14 protein-coding genes and 1 pseudogene are annotated in these 17,889 nt (G+C 66.7%); 5 read left to right on the forward strand and 10 right to left on the reverse strand.

All coding sequences use genetic code 11. The features are described from left to right. Positions 1 to 286: 286 nt before the first annotated feature. Together poxR and E1J61_RS06665 are read right to left on the reverse strand one after the other, a co-directional pair. On the reverse strand, positions 287 to 1,990 hold the full coding sequence (gene poxR / locus E1J61_RS06660; protein WP_133093344.1) for a phenol degradation transcriptional regulator PoxR: 1,704 nt from the start codon (positions 1,988 to 1,990) through the stop codon (positions 287 to 289). 207 nt (positions 1,991 to 2,197) lie between these two features. Next, a complete protein-coding gene (locus E1J61_RS06665; protein ID WP_133093345.1) occupies positions 2,198 to 4,321 on the reverse strand; it encodes a catalase in 2,124 nt (707 codons plus the stop codon). 272 nt (positions 4,322 to 4,593) lie between these two features. Here E1J61_RS06665 and E1J61_RS06670 point away from each other — a divergent pair. Then, positions 4,594 to 4,824, forward strand: a pseudogene (locus tag E1J61_RS06670) (glyoxalase superfamily protein); the annotation flags it as partial. A gap of 22 nt (positions 4,825 to 4,846) precedes the next feature. Here E1J61_RS06670 and E1J61_RS06675 read toward each other — a convergent pair. After that, positions 4,847 to 5,656: an IclR family transcriptional regulator gene (locus E1J61_RS06675; RefSeq protein ID WP_133093346.1), complete on the reverse strand. Its 810-nt coding sequence runs from the start codon at positions 5,654 to 5,656 to the stop codon at positions 4,847 to 4,849. Positions 5,657 to 5,858: 202 nt separating this feature from the next. Here E1J61_RS06675 and E1J61_RS06680 point away from each other — a divergent pair, with 202 nt between their 5' ends. The 4 genes from E1J61_RS06680 (at position 5,859) to E1J61_RS06695 (ending at position 11,216) form a co-directional block, all read left to right on the forward strand. Beyond that, a complete protein-coding gene (locus E1J61_RS06680) occupies positions 5,859 to 6,851 on the forward strand; it encodes a tripartite tricarboxylate transporter substrate binding protein (protein WP_133093413.1) in 993 nt (330 codons plus the stop codon). A 34-nt stretch (positions 6,852 to 6,885) separates the two neighbouring features. Then, the gene (locus tag E1J61_RS06685; protein ID WP_133093347.1) at positions 6,886 to 8,085 is read left to right on the forward strand and encodes a CaiB/BaiF CoA-transferase family protein; all 1,200 of its coding nucleotides are present in this window, start codon (positions 6,886 to 6,888) and stop codon (positions 8,083 to 8,085) included. After that, positions 8,082 to 8,939: a citryl-CoA lyase gene (locus tag E1J61_RS06690; protein WP_133093348.1), complete on the forward strand. Its 858-nt coding sequence runs from the start codon at positions 8,082 to 8,084 to the stop codon at positions 8,937 to 8,939. Before E1J61_RS06685 ends, E1J61_RS06690 begins: the two co-directional genes overlap by 4 nt. 264 nt (positions 8,940 to 9,203) lie before the next feature. Beyond that, positions 9,204 to 11,216, forward strand: a complete 2,013-nt coding sequence (locus tag E1J61_RS06695; protein WP_133093349.1) for an alkaline phosphatase — start codon at positions 9,204 to 9,206, stop codon at positions 11,214 to 11,216. A 29-nt stretch (positions 11,217 to 11,245) separates the two neighbouring features. Here E1J61_RS06695 and E1J61_RS06700 read toward each other — a convergent pair whose 3' ends face one another. From E1J61_RS06700 to E1J61_RS06730, 7 genes are all read right to left on the reverse strand, one after another. Next, positions 11,246 to 12,214, reverse strand: a complete 969-nt coding sequence (locus tag E1J61_RS06700; protein WP_133093350.1) for a tripartite tricarboxylate transporter substrate binding protein — start codon at positions 12,212 to 12,214, stop codon at positions 11,246 to 11,248. 168 nt (positions 12,215 to 12,382) lie between these two features. Beyond that, entirely contained in the window at positions 12,383 to 13,087 is a 705-nt protein-coding gene (locus E1J61_RS06705) for a TetR/AcrR family transcriptional regulator (RefSeq protein WP_243736810.1), read from the reverse strand. A gap of 209 nt (positions 13,088 to 13,296) precedes the next feature. Beyond that, complete coding sequence (locus E1J61_RS06710; protein WP_133093352.1) at positions 13,297 to 14,556, reverse strand: MFS transporter; 1,260 nt, start codon at positions 14,554 to 14,556, stop codon at positions 13,297 to 13,299. Positions 14,557 to 14,608: 52 nt separating this feature from the next. Beyond that, positions 14,609 to 15,364: an aspartate/glutamate racemase family protein gene (locus E1J61_RS06715; protein ID WP_133093353.1), complete on the reverse strand. Its 756-nt coding sequence runs from the start codon at positions 15,362 to 15,364 to the stop codon at positions 14,609 to 14,611. A gap of 36 nt (positions 15,365 to 15,400) precedes the next feature. After that, positions 15,401 to 15,856 carry a thioesterase family protein gene (locus tag E1J61_RS06720; RefSeq protein WP_133093354.1) on the reverse strand — a complete coding sequence of 152 codons (456 nt, stop codon included), beginning with the start codon at positions 15,854 to 15,856 and terminating at the stop codon, positions 15,401 to 15,403. After that, a complete protein-coding gene (locus E1J61_RS06725; RefSeq protein ID WP_133093355.1) occupies positions 15,853 to 17,010 on the reverse strand; it encodes an FAD-dependent monooxygenase in 1,158 nt (385 codons plus the stop codon). The genes E1J61_RS06720 and E1J61_RS06725 overlap by 4 nt, the downstream gene beginning before the upstream one ends. Further along, a complete protein-coding gene (locus E1J61_RS06730) occupies positions 17,007 to 17,888 on the reverse strand; it encodes a VOC family protein (RefSeq protein WP_133093356.1) in 882 nt (293 codons plus the stop codon). The genes E1J61_RS06725 and E1J61_RS06730 overlap by 4 nt, the downstream gene beginning before the upstream one ends. Position 17,889: the final 1 nt, after the last annotated feature.

Raw genomic sequence — 17,889 nt, forward strand, 5'->3', positions numbered from 1 at the left:
TTCGTGCTGAGCATGGCCGCCTACAACCTCGTGCGCATGCGCTCACTGGGACAAATCCGTCCGCAGTTGCAGTAATCGCGGTAATGAGGCCGGAATCGGGCGCCAAACCGCCGAAAAAATCGATGTAGGGACGTCCCGCTTCCAGATTGTGAAAAATCGCAAGCCTACTGCCTTGCAGGGGGAAGCCTCGCCTCTTGTACGGGGAGTACTTCAGCAACCTGTTAGGGGCGAAACCAGGGCATATCAAATAGCTACCAGATGCCGAGCCGAAGGGATTAAAGCAATTTCAATTCCCCCCTCTCCTAATCTTCCACCGATAAGCCAACTGCGGCCGCGTAATCCCCAACAGCCTCGCCGCCTGACTCATGTTCCCATCCGTCCGCTGCATTGCAGCCTCCATCAACACCGTCTCCATATCCCCCAGCGCCAGCTGCTGCTCCGACAACTGGTCAAGCAACGCATGCACAGCCGCCTCACGCAGTTCGGGCAGCGTCCCGCCAGCACCAAGGCGTGGTGCGGTATCCACCGGCGGCGCAGCGCTTGCCGGCAGGAACAAATGATCCGCACCAATCTGCCCCCCATTGCTGGCAAGAATCACTCCCCGCTCAATCACATTCTCCAGTTCCCGCACATTCCCCGGCCAGTCATAGCGCCGCAGCTCCGCCAGCGCCCGATCGGTAATGCCAAGGATGCGCTTCCCATGGCGCGCGCCATAGCGCGCCAGAAAGCGTTCCGCCAGCAAACGAATATCATCCAGCCGCTCCCGCAACGGCGGAATCGTCACCGGATACACATTGAGCCGGTAATACAGATCCTTGCGGAAGGTGCCTTCCCTGACCGCCTGCGCCAGGTCGACATTAGTGGCCGCCACCAGCCGCACATCGACCTTGCGCGATCCCGAGCCGCCCACGCGCTCGACCTCTCCCTCCTGCAGCACGCGCAGCAGCTTGGACTGCGCCGATGCCGACAACTCCCCCAGCTCGTCCAGGAACAGCGTGCCGCCGTGCGCGCGCTCGAAACGGCCGGGCCGCGACTGGTGCGCGCCGGTGAAGGCGCCCTTCTCCACGCCGAACAGCTCCGACTCGATCAGCTCGTCCGGGATCGCCGCGCAGTTGACCGCGACAAAAGGCTTGTCAGCGCGGCCACTGACGCTGTGCAGCGCCTGCGCAAAGCGCTCCTTGCCCACGCCGGTCTCGCCCAGCAGCAGCACCGTCACGTTGCTGGCCGCGGCGCGCTGCAGCAGGTTCCATGCGGCACGGAAGCCAGGCGAGCTGCCGACCAGGTCGGCCGGCGTCGCGCGCGTTTCTTGCAGCGCGCGCAGGTTCTCGACCTCGCTCTGCAGCGCCATGATGGTTTCGATCACGGGATCCGGCTGGTACAGCGCCAGCACCTGCTGCCCGTCTTCCCAGGCCTCGACCGGCTTGCCGACGATGCGGCAGTGCGCATGGCCGCAGGCAATGCACTCCACCTCGCGATAGAGGATGGTGCGGCCCATCAGCGCCGAAGTGTAGCCGGTGGCATAGCCGATCTGCATCCAGCAGGCGGGCTCGTCGACAATACCGAACAGTTGCCGGTGCACGTCGCCCTCGAACGAGTCTTCCCACAGGAATTCGCCGTCGTAGATGCCGGCGGCGATATCGATATCGACCTTGACCGGCGTGACGCGGACCACGCCCTCGATGGTATGCAGGCACGGCCCGATCTCGAGCTGGCCGAAATCGCTCTGGCCGGCGCGCAGCTTCTTCGCGACCTCGGCATCGCGCATGCCGGAATGGAAGCCCATGCGCATAAACAGGCCGCGCGCGCGCTCCATGCCCATGGTGTCGACCAGCTCCTTGCGCAGCGCGCCAAGCGCCGCGGTGTGGATCAGGATCATGCGCTGCTCGTCGAGCCAGATCGCGCCTTCCTCCATGGCAAAGCGCAGCCGGCGCGCAAGGTCGGCCAGCCCGGCGCGCATGGTCGCCGAGAACTTGTCGGTTGAACTGCTCATTGTCTCCCCTCTGTGGCGGCGGGTAACCCGCTCGCGTGTGCCGTTTCACCGGCATCGCTTGCACATTATGTGCCAAAGGCAGAGGGGGTTTCTAGTGGATTTCCCTTGGAGAAACGGCCGTGCTCAGGCCCGGCAAAGCACCGCGGGCGCTTACGGTGGGACGCCGGCCCGCCACGGCCGGCGCTATATTGCGGGCCGGTCCCGGCATTACGCCAGCATCCGCACCTGCGGCTCGCGGTCCCACTGCCGCGTCTTGGCGGCCGCGATAAAGCGCGCGGTATCGCCGGCCGGCACCACCCCGTTATCGGGCTTGAGGTTGGCCTGCGCCAGCAGCGCATCGCCGCCGACATCGGCCGCGATGGCTTTCAGGTGCGCGTAGGCAAAGCAGACGAAGTCCAGCGCCGCGCTTTCCTGCGCCAGCTGCGCCGCGCCGTCGGCGGACAGCACCACCGCCACCGCGTCGAACATCACGGATGGGGTGCCGGCAAGCTGCCCGTCGGCGGCCAGCCTGGAGCCGTCGGCCATTACCGCGCCGCCCACCTTGGGCGCGACGATCCTGACCGTGGCGCCGGCGGTGGCCGCAGCCTGCCGGATCGCCTCGACGGTCGCGCCATCGGAGCCATCGGCAACCAGGATGCCAACCTCGCGCCCCTGCAGCGTGTCTTTCATGCGGTCGATGATCTGCAGCGCCGGTGACGGCGGCAGGTCCTGCACCGGTGCGGCGGTGGGCAGCGGATCGGGCACCCGGTCCAGCGCCAGGCCGTCGGCGACGCGCCGGCCCAGGCCTTCGTCGATATTGCGCAGGTGCGCCACCATGCGCTCGCGCACGTGCACATGCTCGACCTTGGACAGCTCGAACACCAGCGCCGAGGCGATATGCGCCTGTTCTGCGCGGTTCTGGCTGCGAAAGAACATGCGCGCCTGGCTGTAGTGGTCGGCAAAGCTCTCGGCGCGGATGCGGCCCTTGTCGCCCTGCTCGGGCACGCGCGCGTTCGGGAAGCCGAGGTCCGGCGCCTCGCGCGGCGATGCGTCGTCGAGCGAGCTGGGATCATAGGCCACGCGTCCGCGCGGCACCTCCATCTGCATCTTGCCGTCGCGCTGGTGGTGGGCGAACGGACACTTGGGCGCGTTGACCGGGATCTGGTGGAAGTTCGGCGAGCCCAGCCGCAGCAGCTGCGTGTCAAGATAGGAGAACAGCCGCCCCTGCAGCAGCGGGTCGTTGGAGAAATCCACGCCCGGCACGATATTGGCCGGGCAGAAGGCCACCTGCTCGGTCTCGGCAAAGAAGTTGTCGGGCCAGCGGTCGAGCACCATGCGGCCGACGATCTTCAGCGGTACCGTCTCTTCCGGGATGATCTTGGTGGGATCGAGGTGGTCGAACGGAAACTTCGCCGCGTCGTCCTCGGTAAAGAGCTGCACGCCCAGTTCCCATTCAGGGAAGTTGCCCGACTGGATCGCGTTGAACAGGTCGCGGCGATGGAAGTCGGGATCGGCGCCGGCGATCTTGACCGCCTCGTCCCACACGGTCGACTGCAAGCCCAGCCTGGGCCGCCAGTGAAACTTGACGAAGGTGGAGTTGCCCTGCCCGTCGAGCAGCCGGAAGCTATGCACGCCAAAGCCTTCCATCATGCGCAGCGAGCGCGGGATGGTGCGGTCCGACATGATCCACATCACCATATGCATCGACTCGGGCGTAAGCGAGATGAAATCCCAGAAGGTGTCGTGCGCGCTGGCCGATTGCGGGAAGCCCCGGTCCGGCTCCATCTTGACGGAGTGGACCACGTCCGGGAATTTCATCGCGTCCTGGATAAAGAACACCGGGATGTTGTTGCCGACCAGGTCCCAGTTGCCTTCCTTGGTATAGAACTTGACCGCGAAGCCGCGCACGTCGCGCGGCGTGTCGACCGAACCCGCACCCCCGGCCACGGTGGAAAAGCGGGTAAAGACCGGCGTTTTCTCGCCGACTTCGGTCAGCATCCTGGCGGTGGTGTAAGCCGCGAGCGACTCGGTCAGCTCGAAGTAGCCATGCGCGGCCGAGCCGCGTGCGTGGACGATCCGCTCCGGGATGCGCTCATGGTCGAAGTGTGTAATTTTTTCGCGCAGGATGAAATCTTCGAGCAAAGTCGGGCCGCGCGGATTTGCCCTGAGCGAGTTCTGGTTGTCCGGAATGGGAATGCCCTGCGCGGTGGTCAGCGGCGGATGGCTGCTGCCGGCAGTCTGGTGCAGTTCGCCGCCGGTGCCGCGCCGGGCGTCGCCGTAGCCCGCCGGCGTGCCTGCTGCCGCCTGGTCTGCAGCGTTGTTTGCCCTGGGGCTTGCCTGTTTGTCGGCCATATCGGTCTCCTTGCGCTGGGTAGTTGGAGGACGGGAGGAATGGGAACCTTCGCGATCGGTGCTCGCTATCGGCTGGATAGCCGATATCTATTGAGTGCTTTACGCCGATCACAAGACCATCCAACCGCCAGCAATTGCCGCGCCTGGCGATACAGAACGTCCGGTTGCAAGACCAAGGAGACCAGATGTGCTTCGCGTCAGGCTTCTGACTGGCAAAAAAACCGGCTCGCAGGCAGCGATGCCTGCGTGCCGGCGTGTGGAAGGGCCTAATGCAGGTCAGGCGCTCCGGCCTGACGCTGCATTTGAGCGAGCACTACGGCGACGCCACGCCGGGATCGACGGTGTTCGTGCCGATGCAGGACATCGATGCGCTGCAGCGCGAACTGGCGGCGAAGGACTATGCGTATGCGCGCCCCGGTATCGAGACGCTCGGCTGGGGAAGGCAATTGCAGGTAGCGGATCCGTTCGGCAACCGGTTGCGCTTCTGCGAGCAGCCGGAATAGGCGCGAGCCCTCGTGACGCCCGCTAGTCTGCATCCCCGGCACCGATCGCGCCGCTGGCCATGACCTGCTCCATGCTCAGCTGCGCGATGCCCTGGTCGTAGCGGGCGCCATTGCCGCCCAGCACCCCGGTGGCCTGCCGCGCGACCTTGAGCAACGTTGCCACTGCCGCGTACATCGTCGGCGCCGCGGCAAGCCGCTGCTTCGGGCCCGACAAGGTCAGCGCGCCCACCAGCTCGCCGGTGGCGCCGAACACCGGCACCGAGGCCGAGGCGGTCTCGGCATCGCGCTCGCCATACGACACCGCCCATAGCCGCGCCCGCACTTCGCCCCATCGCTCGTCGCCGGGTTCGGTGAATGCGCGCAGCACCTTGCCCGAGGCGCCGCGGTCGATCGGGAAGGCATCGCCGACGCCGATCGAGACGCGCACGGCGCGCGCCGGCTCGACGCGGTAGAGCACGAGGCGCTGCTCGCCCTGGCGCACGTAGAACGATGAGGTTTCGCCCAGTTCGCGGCTGACCTGCTCGAGCAGCGGCTCGATCACCGGACCGACGCGGAACGAGCGCTGGTAGATCGCCGCCAGCCGCAGCGGCTGCGGCCCGATCGCATACTGGCCGTCGTCGAGCTTGCGGATATAGCCGCCATGCTCCAGCGCCGCCAGCAGGCGCAGCACGGTGCTCTTGTACAGGTCGGTGCGGCGCGACAGTTCGGTCAGCGACAGGCGCTCGTCGGTCGGCCCGAAGGCGCCGAGGATGGCGAAGGCGCGGTCCAGTACAGCGACGCCGCTGGAGGTATCGGGGGCGCCGGCAGGTTGGGCGGGTTGGTTGTCTTCCATGGGCAAAGCGGTCTAAGTTCTGTCTAGTAGAACACAAATCCAAAGATTCTTGAAATTCGCGGGTATACCCGGATTAGTTTCGCTGCAGGACGGCATTAAAGTTCTTTTCCGTAGAACCATGTTCTATCTGAAAGAACAAAACGACGCCCCACTCGCCGCCCAGTCAGGAGACCCAATGACCCACCGATCCCTTCCTTCCCCGATGCTTGCAAAGCCGACGCGCGCGCTGGTTCGCGCCGTTGCCTGCTGCGCGCTGCCGGCGCTGCTTGCCGCCGGCGCCGGCAGCGCCCATGCCGCCGACGCCTATCCCGCGCAACCGGTCCGCCTCATCGTGCCCTTCCCGCCGGCCGGCGGCACCGACGTGCTGTCGCGGCTGGTCTTCAACAAGATCGGCATGGCGACCAAGTGGAACGTGGTAGTGGAAAACCGCGCTGGCGCCGGTGGCAATATCGGGCTCGACAGCGTGGCCAAGGCAAAGCCCGACGGCTACACCCTGGGCATGGGCCAGACCGCCAACCTGGCGATCAACCCCACGCTGTACCCCAGGATGCCCTACAACGCGCAGAAGGATTTCACGCCCGTGGCACTGGTAGCGGCACAGCCGGTGGTGCTGATCGTGCGCAACGACGCCCCCTACAAGACGGTCGCCGACCTGGTGGCCGCGGCCAAGGCGAAGCAGCTGTCGATGGCGTCTGCAGGCACCGGCACGGTCGGCCACCTGACCGGCGAGATGTTCGCGCGGCGCGCCGGCATCAGGATGCTGCATGTTCCCTACAAGGGCGCCTCGCCGGCGCTGACCGACCTGATGGGCGGGCAGACCGACTTCTATTTCGCCACGCCGCCGATCGCCATGCCCATGATCAAGGCTGGAAAGGTCCGCGCGCTGGCGGTGACCTCGGCCAAGCGCATGCCGCTGCTGTCCGCCGTGCCTACCGTTGCGGAGTCGGGCTACGCCGGCTTCCAGGCGGAAGACTGGAAGGCGCTGGTGGCGCCGGCCGGCACGCCGCCCGAGGTGGTGGCGCGGCTGAATGCCGAAGTCAACAAGGCGCTGGCGCAGGCCGACACCGTCAGCAAGCTGCGCGAGGAAGGCAGCGAGCCGCGCGGCGGCACCGCCAGGGAGCTCGGCGCCTTTATCCAGAGCGAGAACATGCGCTGGGGCGAGATCGTGCGCCAGTCCGGCGCGCGCGTCGAATAGCGGTTCAGACATCAACGGATCAGACACCAACACCATGCAAAAGCCCTTGCGCAACATCCGCGTGCTCGACCTCACCAACGTGCTGGCCGGCCCGTTCTGCTGCCACCAGCTCGCCCACCTGGGCGCCGAGGTCATCAAGGTGGAAACGCCGGGCACCGGCGACCTCGCGCGCCAGCTGGGCGCGGATGCCGAGCTGAACCAGCGCCTGATGGGCGTCTCCTTCCTGGCACAGAACCCCGGCAAGCAGTCGGTGACCATCAATCTCAAGCACGCGCGCGGCAAGGAAGTGTTCCGCAAGCTGGTGCGCAGCGCCGACGTGGTGGTCGAGAACTTCCGCCCCGGCGTGATGGACCGGCTTGGGCTTGGCTACGAGACGCTCAGGCAGGAGAACCCGCGGCTGGTCTATTGCGCGATCTCCGGCTTCGGCCAGGACGGGCCGCTGGCGGAACTGCCGGCGTATGACCAGATCATCCAGGGCATGTCGGGCGTGATGAGCATCACCGGCGATCCGCAGACGGCGCCCTACCGCGTCGGCTATCCGGTGTCCGACACCATTGGCGGCCTGACCGCCGCGTTTGCGGTGGCGGCATCGCTGGCGGACCACCAGCGCACCGAGGGCTATTTCATCGACGTATCGATGCTTGAGGCCACGCTGGCCACGATGGGCTGGGTGGTCTCCAACCACCTGATCGCCGGCAAGGCGCCGGTGCCGATGGGCAACGAGAACATGACCGCGAGCCCGTCGGGCACCTTCCGCACCGGCGACGGGCTGCTCAATATCGCCGCCAACAAGCAGGAGCAGTTCGAGGCGGTGTGCCGCGTGGTCGGCCGTCCCGACCTGGCGGGCGATGCGCGCTTCGCGCAGCGGCAGGCGCGGCTCGCCAACCGCGCTGCGTTGACCGAAGCACTGGAAGCGGAGCTGGCGAAGAAGCCGGCCACCGATTGGTGGCCGCTGCTGAATGCCGCCGGCGTCCCCGCCGGCCCGGTGCTCGATGTGCCCGGCACGCTGGCGCATCCGCAGGTGCGCGACCGCGGCATGATCGGCGAATTTGCCGAAGTGCCCGGCGTGGGCCGCGACATCCGCGTGGTGCGCACCGGCTTCAAGCTCAACCGCGAGGCCCCGGCGGTGGATGCGCCGCCGCCAGAGCTGGGCCAGCACACGCGCCAGGTGCTGGAAAGCCTGGGCTACAGCAGCACGGACATCGACCAACTCAGCCAGGAGCGCGCAATATGAGCGGCATCGGCCAACCCAGCAACGCCGGCAAGGACGACATGGACCCGGGCCAGCGCCTGTCGCAGGACTGGTGGCACACCGGCATCATCGACATGAAGCCCGGCGAGATCCGCTACCGCGGCTATCCCATCGATCAGCTGATCGGCCGCGTTTCGTTCGCGCAGATGATCTGGCTGATGCTGCGCGGCGAACTGCCGGGCCCGGGCCAGGGCGAACTGCTCGACGCCGCACTGATGGCCGCGGTCGACCATGGCCCGCAGGCACCGAGCATCGCCATCGCGCGCATGGCAGCCACCTGTGGCGTGGGGCTGAATAATGCGATGGCGTCGGCGGTCAACGTGCTGGGCGATGTGCATGGCGGCGCCGGCGAGCAGGCGGTGGCGCTGTATCAGGACGTCGCCGCGCGCATCGACAACGGCAGCAGCATGGACGATGCCGTCGCCGCGGCACTGCATGGCTACCGCGACCTGCACGGCAAGTTCGTTTCTGGCTTTGGCCACCGCTTCCATCCTGTCGACCCACGCGCACCGCGGCTGCTTGCGCTGGTCGAACAAGCCGCTGCCGATGGCGTCGTCACCGGGCGCTGTGCGTCGATCGCGCGCGCGATCGAACAGGCACTGTCCGCCGGACGCAGCAAAGCCATTCCGCTGAATATCGATGGCGCCACCGCGGTCATCTATGCCGAGCTGGGCTTCCCCGCCCCGCTGGCCCGCGGCCTGTTCTGCCTGTCGCGCTCGGTCGGCATCCTCGCGCACGCGTGGGAGCAGACCTGCCAGGGCGGGCGCAACAAGGGACCCATCCCGCGCCAGTTCCTGTGGACCTACGACGGCGCGCCGCAGCGCGACGTGCCTTAGTTTAGTTAGTCGTTGATGAATCATTGCGTGGCGGCGGCACGCCTGCGCCTCGCCGCCATGCAAGACTGGCAAGCCCATGCACAACGCATCGCGGCACCAGTCATCCTTTTCCTATATCGATGTCGGCGCCTCACCGACAGCGAAGACAGAAGGCGGCCACTAGTATCCATGCAACAAGCAGTCACGCTCCCCACAAAAAACTGATGCCCTCTCCGGCGTCCGGGCCGCGGCTGCGTTCCGCAACCCGAGAGTAGGAGAACGATCATGGATCGACGCCAGTTCCTGAAGTGGGGAAGTTTCATGACCGTCACGATCGCCACCGGCGGCCTGACCGCCTGCGGCGGCGGTGACGACGGCGATGAGCCCGATACCGGCAATCCGGAAAACTTCAATTTCGTACATGGCGTCGCCTCGGGAGATCCCAAGCCTGACAGCGTGGTGGTGTGGACCCGCGTCGAAGGCAACAACGGCAAGCGGCCCGTGGTGGTACGCCTGCAAGTCTCGACGCAGCAGGATTTCGCGCCGCAATCGCTGCTGGTCAACGAGCCACTGATGGCCCGTCCGGAATGGGACTACACCATTCGCAACAAGGTCACGGGACTCACCGCCGGCACGCGCTATTTTTACCGCTTCCTGCTCGGCAACCGCGCCAGCACCGTGGGCCGCACGCGCACCGCCGCTGCGGCCGGCACGCCGCTGTCGCAGCTGCGCTTTGCCTTTGTCAGCTGCCAGGACTGGAACGCCAACCATTGGGCCGGCATGGAAGAACTGGTGCAGCAGGACCTGGACTTCATCGTCCACGTGGGCGACTACATCTACGAAGCGGTGCCCGGCGGCTCGCGCGCCGGCCTGGTGGAAGACCGCCACACCGCGCTGCAGCTGCCCAACGGCACGGTGCTGCCGGATGCCAGCGTCTACGCCACCACGCTCGACGACTACCGTTACCTGTACCGCAGCTACCGCAGCGATACCCGCTTGCAGGCGCTGCACGCGGCCTTCCCGATGATCGCGATCTGGGACGACCATGAGTTCTCGGACAACTGCTGGCAGGACCGCCAGACCTATGACTCGGACGACGACCAGACGCCACGCACCGCGCGCCGGCGCGCGGCCAGCCAGGCCTGGTTCGAATACCTGCCCGCAGACGTCAGCCTCGACACCAGCAACCCGTCGTTCCAGAACATCCAGATCTACCGTTCTTTCACCTTCGGCAACCTGGCGACGCTGCTGATGACCGACGAGCGCCTGTACCGCGCCAACCACGTCATGCCGGAGGAAACCATCGGCCGCACCGTGGGCAGCCTGTACCTCGTTCCCGCCGACACGCTGGCCGCCACCGAGGCGCAGAAGATCAGCGCCGCCGGCAATGCGCTGACGCCGGTATCGATGCTCGGCGACACGCAGCGCGCATGGTGGCAGGACCGCGTGGGCGGGGCCAATACCACGTGGAAGCTGTGGGGCAACCAGCTGTCGCTGCTGCGCATGCAGGTCGACGTCACCAAGGCCATCGCCGACCTGATCGCGCGGGCGCTGGTGCAGGCCCACAGTGCGCTGTCATCGCTGCAATCCGCCATCGCCAGCGCGCTGGAAAGCGACCTGGCCACGGCCAAGGCGGCTGGCACCTATGCCAACCTGGCGTACACCGAATTGCGCAACCTGCTGTCGCAGGCCGGCATCGATGCGGCGGCCTTCGACGCCAACATCCGCCCGCTGATCGAAAGCCGGCTGCCGGCGATCTCGCTGCTCGACCGGTTTATCCTCAATACCGACCAGTGGGACGGCTTCAATGCCGAGCGCAAGAACCTGATGGCGTTCCTGAAGGCCAACAGCGTGCGCAACGTGGTGGCGCTGAGCGGCGACATCCATGGGTTCTTCGGCGGCCAGGTCATGGACGACTACGATGCGGCCTCGCCCATGCCGGTAATGGTCGACCTGGTCACCGCGGGGTTGTCCAGCAATTCGCTGCTGAGTTCGTTCCGCGCTCTCGTCGACAACGACCAGGAATTTGCCGCGTTGCGCGAACTGATTTACAGCGATGTGGGCGGTGTGCTGTTCAACGCGTTCGACAACACGCTGCGGGCCTTCAATTCCTGGATCCGCCACGCCGATACCAACGCGGAAGGGTATGCGCTGGTGACGCTGACGCCGGACAAGCTCAGCTGCACGTTCCATACGCTGAAGTCCGTCAGCGGCGGCGTCGCACCGGCGCTGCCGGCGACTGCAAGCACCCGGGTGCTTGAAGTGGCGGCAGGCACGGCGGATGTGAGCGTGCTGTAGCGGGATGACGGGTTGCGGCGCGCCGGTGGTTATTCGGCCTTGACGCCGGCGTCGCGAATGACCTTCTCCCAACGCACCTTCTCCGCCTGCACGAAGCGCTCGCCCCGCTGGCGGCTCTGCGGCATGGGATAGGTGCCCAGTTCCTTTAGCCGGCCGACGAAAGCGGGCTGCGACAGTACGGTGCCTACCGCGGCGTTGATCGCATCCAGCGCGGCGACCGGCGTGCCCTTGGGCGCGAACACCGCGAACCAGCCCTTGGCCACCAGGCCCGGGGCTGCGTCCTTGGCAAGGGGGATGTCCTCGAGCCCTGGCAGCGTGGTGTCGGCGGTCACCGCCAGCGCCTTGAGGCGGCCGCTGCGCACCAGCGGCACCAGCGGCGCGATGCCGTCGACATAGACCGGCACGTCGCCCTTGACCACGGCCTGGATCGCCTGCGTTGTGCCGCTGAAGCTGACCTGGCGGAAGCGTGCCTGCTGCAGCTGAGCCATCATTTCGGCGGTCAGGTGCGGCACGGAGCCGCGGGTGGGGCTGCCGATGGTGACATCGTCCGGGCGCGACTTGCCGGCCTTGAGCACATCAGCCAGGCTCGTGTAGCCGGATTTGGGATCGGCCACGAACATCATCGGCGTGTAGGCCAGCGTGGCCGCCACCTCGGTGTCGCGCTGGATGTCGAAGCGGGCTTCCTTGTACATCACCGGCGTGGTCACCGCGGCGGCGGCGTGGAAAATGCCAAGCGTGTAGCCGTCGGGGGCGGACTGGCGCAGCGCGCTCATCGCGACGATGCCGTTGCCGCCGGCCTCGTTCTCGACGATGACCTGCTGCTTCCAGACCGCGGTCAGGCGCTCGGCGACCTGGCGGGCAATGATGTCAGGGGCGCTGCCGGCGATCGACGGCACGACGATGCGGACCATCTTGTCCGGATACGTGCCGGCATTGGCCGTGGCCGCAGCGGTCAGCCCGGCCACAAGAAGCAGCCCGAGGCAGGCGCGACGTTTCATGTTGTCTCCCGTATTTGGCGTCTCGTCGCTAGGCGGGGTCTCTCGAGGGGCGGGACGATGACGAGTATTTGATATGCAGGTAATTAATTGTAGATTAATTACCTGCATATCAAATAAGGGCTTACCACTAAGTGTTGCGCGCTACGGGGTCGGAACTAAGGCGGGCCCTCAGGCTGCCTTCGCGCGCGTCTTCCGCGCGGGCTTCGCCGTCGGCTGGCGCCCGCCCTGCTGCCACGCGGCGATGCCGTCGAGCGTGATGCGCAGGCCTTCCTCGAACGCGGTGTCGGAAGACAGCCTCGAAAACGACTTGCTGACAAAGCGCGCACCGGGGTACTGCAGCTCAGATGCAGACTCCAGCTTCTTCTCGATAAACGCCTGGTGGTGCGCCGGGAGTTGGCGCGACGCTTCGGCCATGCTCGCCGACACCAGATACTGCGCAATCAGGTGGTAACCCAGTGCCACCTGCTCCGCGCTGAAGCCGCCCTGCATGATGGCCGAGGTCATGCGGTTGAAGAATTCCATGCCGTAGTCAGTCTCGCCCGGCTCGACGTCCTGGAACAGGCGGAAGCGGTTATGCGAAGCCACGTAGATGCTGACGCCAGGATTGTCCACCGCCACTTCAAAGCTGAGCCTTGCGATCGCCTCTACATCGGCGCGCCAGTCGCCGGTCAGCGACGGCAGCACGCCCACGCGCTGGCGGTAGTAATCGTTGAGTACACCGGAAACCAGCTGGTCGCGCCCACCGAGGTAATAGTGGATCAGGCCGGGCGCCACGCCGAAATCCTTGGCCAGTTGCACCATCGAAATCTGGTCCAGCGGCACGGACTTGGTCAGCTTGATCGCATGCTGCAGGATGGCGACGCGGCTGAGCATCGGCTCGGCACCGATAGGCGAATCCGTCTTTGGCGGGCGGCCACGGCGGCGCGGCGCAGTGGGGGTGGCTGGCGTTTTGCCGGCGGGTGCGGCGGCGGCAGTGGGATTGCGGCGTGCGGCTGGCATCTTGGTCTGACCGGTCGTGGACACAGGGCCGTATGAATTGCGGCCCTGGTAATTTTACCGCGCTGCGCCAGCCATGGCGAAACTCAGGCGCCGGCAGGCTCGGGCAAGCCGGAACCATGGGCGCTCGGGCGCAGATAACGCCCCAGCGACAGCGTCAGCGCCCCGGCCGCCAGCAGCATGCACGGCAGCACCAGCAGCGCCGTGTCGTAATTGCCATGCCGGTCGAACCAGCCTCCCAGCCCGATCGGCCCGATTACCGCGCCAAAACCATAGCCGGAGAACGCGATACCGAACAGCGCCCCGAACGCGCGCAGACCGAAGTACGAGCGCACCAGGTAGGAGATCAGGTCCCCCTCGGCGCCGATGGTCAGGCCGATCAGCGTGGCGGCGACCAGCAGCAATTGGTAATCCCTCGTGACGCCAAGCAGGTAGATGCCCGCGGCGCCGCCGACAAAAAACACGCAGGCGACAAAAGGCGCGTGGATGCGATCGATCAGCACCCCGGTCAGGATTCGTCCCACCAGCAGCCCCACGCCGAGCATCGACGCGCTGCGCGCAGCTTCCGCCGGACTGAAGCCTTTGTCGGCAAACATCGCCGGCAGGTGCGGCCCCAGCGAAAGCGTTGCCGACGACGCCAGGATAAACACGCCCCAGATCGCCCACAGGCGGTAGCTGCGCAGCGCCTCGCGCAGCGGCATCCCGGGCGCTGCCGCCTTGGATGCGGTGCGTGCCACGCCGGGCACGCGGCGCTCGCGCAGCAGCGCGCAGGCCAGCAACGACAGCACGATCGACCCGAGCCCCAACGCGACATAGGTCATGCGCCAGCCATACCCGGTGACCAGGTACTGCGCGGTCGCGGGCATCAGCACCGTACCTGCGCCGAGGCCGCACATCGCGATGCCGAGTGCCAGGCCCAGGCGGCGGTCAAACCACTGAGGCAAGACCGCAAGGTATCCCAGCACCGAGGTAGCCGCGCCGAAGATGCCGACCACCACCGACAGGCTCACCCACATCGCCTTGCTGCCATCCTGCAAGGCCATGCATGCCGTGGCGATGCCGAACAGCAGCGCCGACGCCGCGATCACACGGCGGATGCCGAAGCGGTCCATCATCGTGCCGACCAGCGGGCTGACCACTGCCAGCCCGAACATCGACGCCGCATATGACAGCGAGGCTTCCGAGCGGCCCCAGCCGAACTCCTGCGCCAGCGGCTGCGCGAAGACGCCGGCGGTGGCGTTGAACAGCGGGGCATAGCCCGCGAGCATCCCGAGCGCCGCGCCCAGGATGACGGCGACATAGGTCCGGCGGCCGGCGGCCGGCGCCGGTTGGGGGGCTTGCTGCATGGTGGTGTCTCCGTTGAGGATGGTTACCGCCTCTGCGGGCGGTCGTTTTGCGTCATGCCAGTCCGGTGCGGCTGCCGAGCAAGGCGCCGGCGCCGGGAGCTTCGGCGCGCAGGCCAAGCCGGCGCAGCATCTGCCGCGCGGTGCAGGCCGCCGTCGATGTCACCGGGATGCCGAGCGCCTGCTGCGCGGGCTCGAGCGCCGCGAGCGACGGCATCTGCACGCAGGCGGACAGCACGACCACGTCGACGCCGGCGGTATCCAGCCGCTGCACGTCCTGCAGCAGCTGCATCGGGTCGCGCGCGCCGACCTCCAGGTTGTCGAGGATCGAGAAATTGATCGCATCCTTCACCGCGATGCCTTCGCTTTCGATGTAGTCGACTACGGTGCGCGTGAGCGCGCCGCTGTACGGCGCCAGCAGCGAAATGCGGCGCGCGCCGAAGTCCTTCAGCTCATCCACCAGCGCGCCGGCCGAGGTCATCACTTCAGGCAAATGCGGCACTTCGCCGATCGCGGCGGTGAGGTCTTCGATGACCTGCCGGTGGTAGCCCTGTCCCATGCACATGGTCGCCACCAGGCACGCGGTGCTCATGATGTCGACGCGCGCGTCGGCCAGTTCCTGCGCGCAGCGGCCCATGTCGCGGTTCATCTGCGCCAGTTCCTCGGCCACCACGCGGTGCATGCGCACCCGGCTGGAATGGAAGGAAAAGCGCTCGGGCAGCACCTGCATGCGGCCGGCGAAGATGGCGGGGACTTCGCGCTCCATCGTGATGTTGGAGCTGGGAACGATCTGTCCGATTCTGTATTGCATGATGAAAGTCGAGAAAGTCGGCGGCAGCGCCGCGCCTCAGCGCGCGGCAGCGGGCCGCTGGAAGGCCGACAGCGCGGCGCGCATCGAGTCGGGAATGGGCGTGCCGACGCGTTCGTCCAGCCGCACGCAGATCGGCGAGAAGGTCGCGTCGAACACCGCGCTTCCGTCCGGACGCCGGGCCATGCAGCGGATGTCGTAGGACCGCGTGCGGATCGCTTCGATCCAGCACTCGATGTCAATCACATCGTCCGGCCACAACGTGCCGATGAATTCGAAGCGCATGGCCTTGCACGGCGTGCCGACGCCGTGCGCGGTGCCGAGGCGGCCCGCGCCACCGGCGATGTGGTCGGAGAACAACCCCACCGCACCGAGCAGGTAGTCCGTGAAGCGGCCGGTGTAGACCACCCCGGCCGGATCGCAGTCGCCCCAGCGCACGGTGCGGCGCACCACGAAGGGCTGCTCGCTCAGCACGTACTCGGTGGCGCGGATCATGGGTGCTGCCCGGCCGGCACCGACACGCCCGCCGCCGTCAGCTCGGCAAGGAGGTTCGGGTATTGCTCGCGCAGCCGGTTCAGGTCGACGCGGCCGGTACGGGTCATGAAGCGGAACACGAACTCATGCGCCGTGGGCAGATCCATCCATTCGCGGATGCGTTCGTACCAGTTGTACGAGGCCTCCGACGCGCTGATCAGCTTGGCCTTCTCCGGACGGCGCCTGGCGTCGTAACGCCGCAGCGCGGCCTGCACATCGTCTGGCGAGGCGACAATGGCCTCGGCCAGCGCGATCGCGTCTTCCATGGCGATGCGCGTGCCCGATCCGATCGAGAAATGCGCACTGGTGAGCGCATCGCCGATCAGAACCTGGTTGCCGACATGCCAGGTGTCATTGACGATCACCGGGAACTGGCGCCACACCGAGTTGTTCGACACCAGCCGATAGCCACCCAGCTCGGTGGCAAAGATCTTTTCGAACAGCACCTGGCGCACTTCCTGCGTCATCAACTCCATGCCGAAGTCGAGCCAGGTCTGGTGGTCGCACTCCGCCACGAAGGTGCTCATCGAATCCGAGTATGGGTAGTAGTGCGCGACGAAATACCCGCCTTCGTACTTGCGGAACACCAGTGCCGGGTTCGGAAACGGCTTTTCCACGCCGTACCACGCGAAGTGGTTGGTCAGGCTATGGCGGCGCGTGCCGAAGCCGGCCTCGTTGGCACCGCGCAGCTGCGAATTGACGCCGTCCGCACCGACCACGAGATCGGCATCGATCGCCGGGAAATCGCTGATGCGCTGGTTATACGTGATCCGCACACCCAGTTCGCGCGCGCGCGCCTGCAGGATCTGCAGCAGCCGGATGCGCGGGATCGCGCCGCCGCCCGCGCCAGGGCGCTTCATCGTGATGGGGTGCTCGTGGCTGACGATGGAATGGCGGTCGCTGAAGCGCATCGCACGCGCCAGTTCGTCGACCACGGCCGGCGACGCCGCGCGCAGGTTGGACAGCCCGGTGTCTGCCAGCACCACGCCGAAGCCGAAGGTGGCGTCTTCCGGGTTCTGCTCATAGATGTCGATGTCGACATCGGCAAGCCGCTCTTTCAGCAGGATAGCCAGGAACAGCCCCGACGGGCCGCCCCCGATAATGGCGATCTTCATTTGGCGTCCCCCGGGGCGATGACCAATGCATCCATGTCGAACTGTTCGATGCGCCCTGCCAGTCCGCCGGTCAGCGCGCCGTACCAGACCGCCGGCTTGAAGCCGAGCGCCTTGCGGCCGAAGCGGATGCCCGGGTTGCCGTCGATGCGCACGTAGCCCTTGCCGACCGGCGTGGTGCTGTAGCCTTCGATCTTGCCGGCCACGTCGAGCAGCGCGGAGAACTCGGGCACGTCGAGCACGAATACCGAGGCCTTGCCCGCAGGCGCGGTCTTGTCGATCAGCGCGGCCTTGCGCTGCCACACCGGCTCGATCGAGCCGAACGGCGCACCGTCCTTGCCGGCGTTCTCCAGTTCGATGGCGGCCTCGATCGTCAGCCGTGCGTCCTCGGCATCGGCCTCGCTGAACGGGCGCACCTGCCAGGTGATCTCGATCGGGTAGCCGTTCGGATCGTTGAAATAGATCGACTCAATCACCTCATGCCGGATCTGGTAGCGCAGCGGGATGCCGACCGCTTCCACGCGCTGGCGCCATAGCAGCAGCTCGGCCTCGTCGCGCACGCGCCAGGCGGTGTGGGTGGCGCGGTCCTGGTAGTGCTCGCGCACGGTGAGCCAGTCGGGTCGCTCGGTGCCGATGTAGTAGAAGAAGGCGATGGTGCTGCCGTTGCCGCTGTCAAAGAAGAAGTGCAGGAAGTCGGCATGGTTGTCCGGGCCCCAGCCCTTGGCCGAGATCGCATGCACGAGCGGCAGGCCTAGCAGGTCGCGGTAGAAATGCACGGTCTCGGCCAGCTTCCAGGTCGGGCGCGCGGTGTGGTGCACGCCATGCAGCTGCACGGAAGGCGCTGCGGCAATGGTCGTCGCTTGGGTGGTCGCTTGGGTCATC

The sequence above is a fragment of the Cupriavidus sp. L7L genome, assembly GCF_004353535.1.
GTDB classification, from domain to species: Bacteria; Pseudomonadota; Gammaproteobacteria; order Burkholderiales; family Burkholderiaceae; genus Cupriavidus; species Cupriavidus oxalaticus_A.

Bases quoted from the DNA above. Each gene is read 5' to 3' on its own strand.
- E1J61_RS06700 (WP_133093350.1), bottom strand. From the start codon at position 12,214: ATGAAACGTCGCGCCTGCCTCGGGCTGCTTCTTGTGGCCGGGCTGACC.
- E1J61_RS06720 (WP_133093354.1), bottom strand. From the start codon at position 15,856: ATGATCCGCGCCACCGAGTACGTGCTGAGCGAGCAGCCCTTCGTGGTG.
- E1J61_RS06680 (WP_133093413.1), top strand. From the start codon at position 5,859: ATGCTTGCAAAGCCGACGCGCGCGCTGGTTCGCGCCGTTGCCTGCTGC.
- E1J61_RS06705 (WP_243736810.1), bottom strand. From the start codon at position 13,087: ATGCTCAGCCGCGTCGCCATCCTGCAGCATGCGATCAAGCTGACCAAG.
- poxR (WP_133093344.1), bottom strand. From the start codon at position 1,990: ATGAGCAGTTCAACCGACAAGTTCTCGGCGACCATGCGCGCCGGGCTG.
- E1J61_RS06725 (WP_133093355.1), bottom strand. From the start codon at position 17,010: ATGAAGATCGCCATTATCGGGGGCGGCCCGTCGGGGCTGTTCCTGGCT.
- E1J61_RS06695 (WP_133093349.1), top strand. From the start codon at position 9,204: ATGGATCGACGCCAGTTCCTGAAGTGGGGAAGTTTCATGACCGTCACG.
- E1J61_RS06685 (WP_133093347.1), top strand. From the start codon at position 6,886: ATGCAAAAGCCCTTGCGCAACATCCGCGTGCTCGACCTCACCAACGTG.
- E1J61_RS06675 (WP_133093346.1), bottom strand. From the start codon at position 5,656: ATGGAAGACAACCAACCCGCCCAACCTGCCGGCGCCCCCGATACCTCC.
- E1J61_RS06715 (WP_133093353.1), bottom strand. From the start codon at position 15,364: ATGCAATACAGAATCGGACAGATCGTTCCCAGCTCCAACATCACGATG.
- E1J61_RS06665 (WP_133093345.1), bottom strand. From the start codon at position 4,321: ATGGCCGACAAACAGGCAAGCCCCAGGGCAAACAACGCTGCAGACCAG.
- E1J61_RS06710 (WP_133093352.1), bottom strand. From the start codon at position 14,556: ATGCAGCAAGCCCCCCAACCGGCGCCGGCCGCCGGCCGCCGGACCTAT.
- E1J61_RS06690 (WP_133093348.1), top strand. From the start codon at position 8,082: ATGAGCGGCATCGGCCAACCCAGCAACGCCGGCAAGGACGACATGGAC.
- E1J61_RS06730 (WP_133093356.1), bottom strand. From the start codon at position 17,888: ATGACCCAAGCGACCACCCAAGCGACGACCATTGCCGCAGCGCCTTCC.